This window comes from Enterobacter cloacae complex sp. 394F7 (genome assembly GCF_057320385.1).
Genome location: NZ_JBXWCS010000022.1, coordinates 20,912 through 29,166, shown reverse-complemented (window position 1 = coordinate 29,166; position 8,255 = coordinate 20,912). Strand labels below are relative to the sequence as shown.

8 protein-coding genes are annotated in these 8,255 nt (G+C 51.5%); all 8 read left to right on the top strand.

Annotated features, from left to right (window positions below; all coding sequences use genetic code 11):
- Positions 1-203 (top strand): EF-Tu C-terminal domain-related protein (locus tag AC2FAK_RS22040; RefSeq protein WP_001566749.1); only part of this gene is annotated, 203 nt, incomplete at its 5' end.
- A 229-nt stretch (positions 204-432) separates the two neighbouring features.
- Positions 433-816 (top strand): preprotein translocase subunit SecE, encoded by a 384-nt coding sequence (gene secE / locus AC2FAK_RS22035; RefSeq protein WP_013094999.1) that lies wholly within the window; start codon positions 433-435, stop codon positions 814-816.
- A 1-nt stretch (position 817) separates the two neighbouring features.
- Positions 818-1,363 carry a transcription termination/antitermination protein NusG gene (nusG, locus tag AC2FAK_RS22030; protein ID WP_003862341.1) on the top strand — a complete coding sequence of 182 codons (546 nt, stop codon included), beginning with the start codon at positions 818-820 and terminating at the stop codon, positions 1,361-1,363.
- A 155-nt stretch (positions 1,364-1,518) separates the two neighbouring features.
- Positions 1,519-1,947 (top strand): 50S ribosomal protein L11, encoded by a 429-nt coding sequence (gene rplK / locus AC2FAK_RS22025; RefSeq protein ID WP_008503452.1) that lies wholly within the window; start codon positions 1,519-1,521, stop codon positions 1,945-1,947.
- Positions 1,948-1,950: 3 nt separating this feature from the next.
- The gene (gene rplA / locus AC2FAK_RS22020) at positions 1,951-2,655 is read left to right on the top strand and encodes a 50S ribosomal protein L1 (RefSeq protein WP_013095000.1); all 705 of its coding nucleotides are present in this window, start codon (positions 1,951-1,953) and stop codon (positions 2,653-2,655) included.
- 292 nt (positions 2,656-2,947) lie between these two features.
- A complete protein-coding gene (gene rplJ / locus AC2FAK_RS22015) occupies positions 2,948-3,445 on the top strand; it encodes a 50S ribosomal protein L10 (RefSeq protein ID WP_013095001.1) in 498 nt (165 codons plus the stop codon).
- 66 nt (positions 3,446-3,511) lie between these two features.
- A complete protein-coding gene (gene rplL / locus AC2FAK_RS22010; protein ID WP_013095002.1) occupies positions 3,512-3,880 on the top strand; it encodes a 50S ribosomal protein L7/L12 in 369 nt (122 codons plus the stop codon).
- A gap of 319 nt (positions 3,881-4,199) precedes the next feature.
- Complete coding sequence (rpoB, locus tag AC2FAK_RS22005) at positions 4,200-8,228, top strand: DNA-directed RNA polymerase subunit beta (RefSeq protein WP_008503453.1); 4,029 nt, start codon at positions 4,200-4,202, stop codon at positions 8,226-8,228.
- Positions 8,229-8,255 lie beyond the last annotated feature (27 nt).

Genomic DNA, 8,255 nt, shown 5'->3' with positions numbered 1-8,255 from the left:
GTCCACAGTTCTACTTCCGTACAACTGACGTGACCGGTACCATCGAACTGCCAGAAGGCGTAGAGATGGTAATGCCAGGCGACAACATCAAGATGGTTGTGACGCTGATCCACCCAATCGCGATGGACGACGGTCTGCGTTTCGCAATCCGTGAAGGTGGCCGTACCGTTGGCGCGGGCGTGGTTGCTAAAGTTCTCGGCTAATTGCTGATAACATTTGACGCAATGCGCAATAAAAGGGCATCATTTGATGCCCTTTTTGCACGCTTTCACGCCAGAACCTGGCTCATCAGTGATTATTTTTGTCATAATCATTGCTGAGACAGGCTCTGCAGAGAGCGTATAATTCGAAAAGCGAATTAGCATTTCGATTAGGTTTGCCTCGCGATCGCGGGGTGAAAATGTTTGTAGAATACTTCTGACAGGTTGGTTTATGAGTGCGAATACCGAAGCTCAAGGGAGCGGGCGCGGCCTGGAAGCGATGAAATGGGTAGTGGTAGCCGTTCTGCTGATCGTAGCGATCGTCGGCAACTATCTTTATCGTGACATTATGCTGCCGCTACGTGCGCTTGCAGTGGTTATTCTGATTGCTGCAGCGGGTGGTGTCGCGCTGTTGACGACAAAAGGCAAAGCGACTGTCGCTTTTGCCCGCGAAGCGCGTACCGAAGTCCGTAAGGTAATTTGGCCGACTCGCCAGGAAACATTGCACACCACGCTGATCGTAGCGGCGGTAACCGCTGTAATGTCACTGATCCTGTGGGGACTGGATGGTATTCTGGTTCGCCTGGTATCCTTTATCACTGGCCTGAGGTTCTGAGATGTCTGAAGCCCCTAAAAAGCGCTGGTACGTCGTTCAGGCGTTTTCCGGTTTTGAAGGCCGCGTAGCAACGTCGCTGCGTGAGCATATCAAATTACACAACATGGAAGAGTTATTTGGCGAAGTTATGGTTCCGACCGAAGAAGTGGTCGAGATCCGTGGCGGCCAACGCCGCAAAAGCGAGCGTAAATTCTTCCCGGGTTACGTGCTGGTTCAGATGGTTATGAACGACGCGAGCTGGCACCTTGTGCGCAGCGTACCGCGCGTGATGGGCTTTATCGGCGGCACGTCTGACCGTCCGGCGCCAATCAGCGACAAAGAAGTTGATGCGATTATGAACCGCCTGCAGCAGGTGGGTGATAAGCCGCGTCCGAAAACGCTGTTTGAACCGGGTGAAATGGTTCGTGTTAATGACGGTCCGTTTGCTGACTTTAATGGCGTGGTCGAGGAAGTGGATTACGAGAAATCCCGCCTGAAAGTTTCTGTTTCTATCTTCGGTCGTGCGACCCCGGTAGAACTGGACTTTGCCCAGGTAGAAAAAGCCTAAGCAGCGATCAAAAAAGCGGCGATTTAATCGTTGCACAGGGCGCGAGATTGGAATACAATTTCGCGCCTTTTGTTTTTATGGGCCACGGCCTGTAAAACGATTTTATTCACGGGGAGCCTCGCTGAGGCGCTATCACCCAATCAGAGGATTTTAGAATGGCTAAGAAAGTACAAGCCTACGTCAAGCTGCAGGTTGCAGCTGGTATGGCGAACCCAAGTCCACCAGTTGGTCCAGCTCTGGGTCAGCAGGGTGTGAACATCATGGAATTCTGTAAAGCGTTTAACGCCAAAACTGAATCCCTGGAAAAAGGTCTGCCAATCCCAGTTGTAATCACTGTTTACGCTGACCGTTCTTTCACTTTCGTTACCAAAACCCCTCCTGCAGCAGTTCTGCTGAAGAAAGCGGCTGGTATCAAGTCTGGTTCCGGTAAACCGAACAAAGACAAAGTGGGTAAAATTTCCCGCGCTCAGCTGCAGGAAATCGCGCAGACCAAAGCTGCCGACATGACTGGTGCCGACATTGAAGCGATGACTCGCTCTATCGAAGGTACTGCACGTTCCATGGGCCTGGTAGTGGAGGACTAAGAAATGGCTAAACTGACCAAGCGCATGTCCGTGATCCGTGACAAAGTTGATGCGACCAAACAGTACGACATCAACGAAGCTATCGCTCTGCTGAAAGAACTGGCTACCGCTAAGTTCGTTGAAAGCGTTGACGTTGCTGTTAACCTGGGCATCGATGCTCGTAAATCTGATCAGAACGTTCGTGGTGCAACTGTACTGCCACACGGTACTGGCCGTTCCGTTCGCGTAGCTGTATTTACTCAGGGTGCAAACGCAGAAGCTGCTAAAGCTGCTGGCGCTGAACTGGTAGGTATGGAAGATCTGGCTGACCAGATCAAAAAAGGCGAAATGAACTTTGACGTTGTTATCGCATCTCCAGATGCAATGCGCGTTGTTGGCCAGCTGGGCCAGGTTCTGGGTCCACGCGGCCTGATGCCAAACCCGAAAGTGGGTACTGTAACCCCTAACGTTGCTGAAGCGGTTAAGAACGCTAAAGCAGGTCAGGTTCGTTATCGTAACGACAAAAACGGCATCATCCACACCACCATCGGTAAAGTGGACTTCGACGCTGACAAACTGAAAGAAAACCTGGAAGCTCTGCTGGTTGCGCTGAAAAAAGCTAAACCAACTCAGGCGAAAGGCGTGTACATCAAGAAAGTTAGCATCTCCACCACCATGGGTGCAGGTGTTGCAGTTGACCAGGCTGGCCTGAGCGCTGCTGCAAACTAATGCCTTTACGTGGGCGGTGATTTTGTCTACAATCTTACCCCCACGTTTGCTAACGAAAGTTAGCGGCTAAAAGAATTGTTCGTTGGAGCCTGGCCTAATCCAGGCCTCCGTCGAAGACCGCAGGTGTTTCGCAAGAGACTTAATCCCCTGCGTAGACGGTGACAGAACGCTAAGATTATTTTTGGATATTCTGGCTTGTTTCTGCTCACCGTATTAAGACGCTCTTTCCGTTGGGAAGAGTGAAGTGAGTTCCGGAACATGAGTTCCGGCAAACATCCAGGAGCAAAAGCTAATGGCTTTAAATCTTCAAGACAAACAAGCGATTGTTGCTGAAGTCAGCGAAGTAGCCAAAGGCGCGCTGTCTGCAGTAGTTGCGGATTCCCGTGGCGTAACTGTAGATAAAATGACTGAACTGCGTAAAGCAGGTCGTGAAGCTGGCGTTTACATGCGTGTTGTTCGTAACACCCTGCTGCGCCGTGCTGTTGAAGGTACCTCTTTTGAGTGCCTGAAAGACACGTTTGTTGGTCCGACCCTGATTGCATACTCTATGGAACACCCGGGCGCTGCTGCTCGTCTGTTCAAAGAGTTCGCGAAAGCGAATGCAAAATTTGAGGTCAAAGCCGCTGCCTTTGAAGGTGAGCTGATCCCGGCGTCTCAGATCGACCGCCTGGCAACTCTGCCGACCTACGAAGAAGCAATTGCACGCCTGATGGCAACCATGAAAGAAGCTTCGGCTGGCAAACTGGTTCGTACTCTGGCTGCTGTACGCGATGCGAAAGAAGCTGCTTAATCGCAGTTATCTTTATAAAGCATCTGCTTACGTATAAACTTATTCTGATATTCAGGAACAATTTAAATGTCTATCACTAAAGATCAAATCATTGAAGCAGTATCCGCTATGTCCGTAATGGACGTTGTTGAGCTGATCTCTGCAATGGAAGAAAAATTCGGTGTTTCTGCTGCTGCTGCTGTAGCTGTTGCTGCTGGCCCAGCTGCTGACGCTGCTGAAGAGAAAACTGAATTCGACGTAATTCTGAAAGCTGCTGGCGCGAACAAAGTTGCAGTAATCAAAGCTGTTCGTGGCGCTACCGGTCTGGGTCTGAAAGAAGCTAAAGACCTGGTAGAATCTGCTCCAGCTGCGCTGAAAGAAGGCGTGAGCAAAGACGACGCAGAAGCACTGAAAAAATCTCTGGAAGAAGCTGGCGCTGAAGTTGAAGTTAAATAAGCCAACTTTTCTGGTTGCAGCCTAAGTAATTAGGCTGATGGCTGGTGACTTTTTAGTCACCAGCCTTTTTGCGCTGTAAGGCCTCGGTAGCATTTCACACTGTTTGACTATCGATGTGTCTTTCAATGCTTGTTTCTATCGACGACTTAATATACTGCGACAGGGTGCTCGCTCTGTGTAAATCGCAATGAAATGGTTTAAGCGTGATAGCAACAGGTATTGCGGAAAGTATTCAATTTTCCGGTCCACAAAATGGTGTTGCACAAACTGTCCCTTCGTCGGACAGATGGGTCGACTTGTCAGCGAGCTGAGGAACCCTATGGTTTACTCCTATACCGAGAAAAAACGTATTCGTAAGGATTTTGGTAAACGTCCACAAGTTCTGGACATTCCATATCTCCTTTCTATCCAGCTTGACTCGTTCCAGAAGTTTATCGAGCAAGATCCTGAAGGGCAGTACGGTCTGGAAGCAGCCTTCCGTTCCGTGTTCCCAATTCAGAGCTACAGCGGTAACTCCGAGCTGCAGTACGTCAGCTACCGCCTTGGCGAACCGGTGTTTGACGTTCAGGAATGTCAGATCCGTGGCGTGACCTATTCCGCACCGCTGCGCGTAAAACTGCGTCTGGTGATCTACGAGCGCGAAGCGCCGGAAGGCACTGTTAAAGACATTAAAGAACAAGAAGTCTACATGGGTGAAATTCCACTCATGACAGACAACGGTACTTTCGTTATCAACGGTACTGAGCGTGTTATCGTTTCCCAGCTGCACCGTAGCCCGGGCGTCTTCTTCGACAGCGATAAAGGTAAAACACACTCTTCCGGTAAAGTACTGTATAACGCGCGCATCATTCCTTACCGTGGTTCATGGCTGGACTTCGAGTTCGATCCAAAAGACAACCTGTTTGTCCGTATCGACCGTCGTCGTAAACTGCCTGCAACCATCATTCTGCGCGCACTGAACTATACCACTGAACAGATCCTGGACCTGTTCTTTGAAAAAGTGATCTTTGAAATCCGCGACAACAAGCTGCAGATGGAGCTGGTGCCGGAGCGTCTGCGTGGTGAGACCGCGTCGTTCGACATCGAAGCCGACGGCAAAGTGTATGTGGAAAAAGGTCGCCGTATTACCGCGCGCCACATCCGTCAGCTGGAAAAAGATGATATCAAACACATCGAAGTTCCGGTTGAATACATTGCAGGAAAAGTAGCCGCGAAAGATTACGTTGATGAATCAACTGGCGAGCTGATCTGCCCGGCTAACATGGAGCTGAGCCTGGATCTGCTGGCTAAGCTGAGTCAGGCTGGCCACAAACGTATCGAAACGCTGTTCACTAACGATCTGGACCACGGTCCGTACATCTCTGAGACTGTACGCGTCGACCCAACCAACGATCGTCTGAGCGCGCTGGTAGAAATCTACCGCATGATGCGCCCTGGGGAGCCACCAACTCGCGAAGCGGCTGAAAGCCTGTTCGAGAACCTGTTCTTCTCTGAAGACCGCTACGATCTGTCTGCGGTTGGTCGTATGAAGTTCAACCGTTCTCTGCTGCGCGATGAGATCGAAGGTTCCGGTATCCTGAGCAAAGACGACATCATCGAAGTGATGAAGAAGCTCATTGATATCCGTAACGGTAAAGGCGAAGTGGACGACATCGACCACCTCGGCAACCGTCGTATCCGTTCCGTAGGCGAAATGGCGGAAAACCAGTTCCGCGTTGGCCTGGTGCGTGTAGAGCGTGCGGTGAAAGAGCGTCTGTCTTTAGGCGATCTGGATACCCTGATGCCTCAGGATATGATCAACGCCAAGCCGATTTCTGCAGCCGTGAAAGAGTTCTTCGGTTCCAGCCAGCTGTCTCAGTTTATGGACCAGAACAACCCGCTGTCTGAGATTACGCACAAACGTCGTATCTCTGCACTCGGCCCAGGCGGTCTGACCCGTGAACGCGCAGGCTTCGAAGTTCGAGACGTACACCCGACTCACTACGGTCGCGTATGTCCAATCGAAACGCCTGAAGGTCCAAACATCGGTCTGATCAACTCCCTGTCCGTGTACGCACAGACAAACGAATACGGTTTCCTTGAGACCCCGTACCGTAAAGTGACTGACGGTGTTGTTACCGACGAAATTCATTACCTGTCTGCTATTGAAGAAGGCAACTACGTTATCGCTCAGGCGAACTCCAACCTGGATGACGAAGGCCACTTTGTAGAAGATCTGGTTACCTGCCGTAGCAAAGGCGAATCCAGCTTGTTCAGCCGCGACCAGGTTGACTACATGGACGTATCCACCCAGCAGGTGGTATCCGTCGGTGCGTCCCTGATCCCGTTCCTGGAACACGATGACGCCAACCGTGCATTGATGGGTGCGAACATGCAACGTCAGGCCGTTCCAACTCTGCGTGCTGATAAGCCGCTGGTTGGTACCGGTATGGAACGTGCTGTTGCCGTTGACTCCGGTGTTACTGCAGTGGCTAAGCGTGGCGGTACCGTTCAGTACGTTGACGCATCCCGTATCGTTATCAAAGTTAACGAAGACGAGATGTATCCGGGCGAAGCGGGTATCGACATCTACAACCTGACCAAATACACCCGTTCTAACCAGAACACCTGTATCAACCAGATGCCTTGCGTATCTCTGGGTGAGCCAGTTGAGCGCGGCGACGTGCTGGCAGACGGTCCGTCCACCGACCTCGGTGAACTGGCGCTCGGTCAGAACATGCGCGTAGCGTTCATGCCGTGGAACGGTTACAACTTCGAAGACTCCATCCTCGTCTCCGAACGTGTGGTACAGGAAGATCGTTTCACCACCATCCACATTCAGGAACTGGCCTGTGTGTCCCGTGACACCAAGCTGGGGCCAGAAGAGATCACCGCTGACATCCCTAACGTGGGTGAAGCTGCGCTCTCCAAACTGGATGAATCCGGTATCGTTTACATCGGTGCGGAAGTGACCGGCGGCGACATTCTGGTTGGTAAGGTAACGCCGAAAGGTGAAACCCAGCTGACGCCAGAAGAGAAACTGCTGCGTGCAATCTTCGGTGAGAAAGCGTCTGACGTTAAAGACTCTTCTCTGCGCGTACCAAACGGTGTTTCCGGTACGGTTATCGACGTTCAGGTCTTCACCCGTGACGGCGTTGAGAAAGATAAACGTGCGCTGGAAATCGAAGAGATGCAGCTCAAACAGGCTAAGAAAGACCTGTCTGAAGAACTGCAGATCCTCGAAGCGGGTCTGTTCAGCCGTATCTATGCGGTGCTGGTTGCCGGTGGCGTTGAAGCTGAGAAGCTCGACAAACTGCCACGCGATCGCTGGCTGGAACTGGGCCTGACCGACGAAGAGAAACAAAATCAGCTGGAACAGCTGGCTGAGCAGTATGACGAACTGAAACACGAGTTCGAGAAAAAACTCGAAGCGAAACGCCGCAAAATCACTCAGGGCGACGATCTGGCACCAGGCGTGCTGAAGATTGTTAAGGTGTATCTGGCTGTTAAACGTCAGATCCAGCCTGGTGATAAGATGGCAGGTCGTCACGGTAACAAGGGTGTTATCTCTAAGATCAACCCGATCGAAGATATGCCGCACGATGCTAACGGTACGCCGGTAGATATCGTACTGAACCCGCTGGGCGTACCGTCTCGTATGAACATCGGTCAGATTCTGGAAACCCACCTGGGTATGGCTGCGAAAGGTATCGGCGACAAGATTAACGCCATGCTGAAACAGCAGCAGGAAGTCGCGAAACTGCGCGAATTCATCCAGCGTGCCTACGATCTGGGCACCGATGTGCGTCAGAAAGTCGACCTGAACACCTTCAGTGATGAAGAAGTGCTGCGTCTGGCAGAGAACCTGCGCAAAGGTATGCCAATTGCAACGCCGGTATTCGACGGTGCAAAAGAAGCTGAAATTAAAGAGCTGCTGCAACTGGGTGGTCTGCCAACGTCTGGTCAGATTACACTGTTTGACGGCCGTACCGGTGAACAGTTCGAGCGTCCGGTAACCGTAGGTTACATGTACATGCTGAAACTGAACCACCTGGTCGACGACAAAATGCACGCTCGTTCTACCGGTTCTTACAGCCTGGTTACTCAGCAGCCGCTGGGTGGTAAGGCACAGTTCGGTGGTCAGCGCTTCGGGGAGATGGAAGTGTGGGCGCTGGAAGCATACGGCGCAGCATACACCCTGCAGGAAATGCTCACCGTTAAGTCTGATGACGTGAACGGTCGTACCAAGATGTATAAGAACATCGTGGACGGCAACCATCAGATGGAACCGGGCATGCCAGAGTCCTTCAACGTACTGTTGAAAGAGATTCGTTCGCTGGGTATCAACATCGAACTGGAAGACGAGTAATTCTCGCTCAAACAGGTCACTGCTGTC

Coding starts and splice junctions, on each gene's coding strand:
- rplJ (WP_013095001.1), top strand. CDS start 2,948: ATGGCTTTAAATCTTCAAGACAAACAAGCGATTGTTGCTGAAGTCAGC.
- secE (WP_013094999.1), top strand. CDS start 433: ATGAGTGCGAATACCGAAGCTCAAGGGAGCGGGCGCGGCCTGGAAGCG.
- rplL (WP_013095002.1), top strand. CDS start 3,512: ATGTCTATCACTAAAGATCAAATCATTGAAGCAGTATCCGCTATGTCC.
- rpoB (WP_008503453.1), top strand. CDS start 4,200: ATGGTTTACTCCTATACCGAGAAAAAACGTATTCGTAAGGATTTTGGT.
- nusG (WP_003862341.1), top strand. CDS start 818: ATGTCTGAAGCCCCTAAAAAGCGCTGGTACGTCGTTCAGGCGTTTTCC.
- rplA (WP_013095000.1), top strand. CDS start 1,951: ATGGCTAAACTGACCAAGCGCATGTCCGTGATCCGTGACAAAGTTGAT.
- rplK (WP_008503452.1), top strand. CDS start 1,519: ATGGCTAAGAAAGTACAAGCCTACGTCAAGCTGCAGGTTGCAGCTGGT.